Origin of the sequence: Microbacterium sp. K35 (assembly GCF_004794375.1) — a bacterium.
Lineage (GTDB): Bacteria > Actinomycetota > Actinomycetes > Actinomycetales > Microbacteriaceae > Microbacterium > Microbacterium sufflavum.
The window spans coordinates 1-442 of sequence record NZ_SSDM01000200.1 but is presented as its reverse complement, the minus strand read 5'-3'; the positions used below and the strand labels follow the sequence as shown (position 1 = coordinate 442).

Below are 442 nucleotides of genomic sequence, written 5' to 3'. Positions count from 1 at the left end.
CGTGCCCCGACGTCGTGATCGAGGCGTCGGGGCACGCGGTCGCGGAGGCACTGGCCGGGGTCGCGGTGGGTGGCACGGTCGTGCTGGTCGGCAGCGTGTTCCCCGCCGAGCCGGTGCCCGTGGATGCCGAGGCCGTGGTGCGGCGCCTGGTCACCGTGACCGGGGTGCACAACTACACGTCGCAGGACCTCGCCGACGCGGTCGCGTTCCTCGCCGGTCGCGGCCGCGCCTACCCCTTCGCGGACGCGGTCGGCGCCGTGCGCTCGCTGCTCGACATCGACGCGGCCCTCACCGAAGCGGCGGCCCCCGGAGCCCCGCTGCGCATCGGCCTCGTGCCGGGCCGCTAGTCCTCGCCGCCCGACCCGCGGCGGGGCCCCGCGGGGTGCAGGCCCTCGGCGTGGAACGCGAGCAGGCGCACCGCGGCGTCGACGCTCGCGTTCCA

Annotated in this window: 1 protein-coding gene; it reads left to right on the top strand. The window is 77.6% G+C overall.

The genetic code is table 11. The annotated features are described in order from the left end of the window. Positions 1–347: zinc-binding dehydrogenase (locus DW299_RS07605; RefSeq protein WP_168443093.1), on the top strand; the 347-nt coding region annotated here is incomplete at its 5' end. Positions 348–442 lie beyond the last annotated feature (95 nt).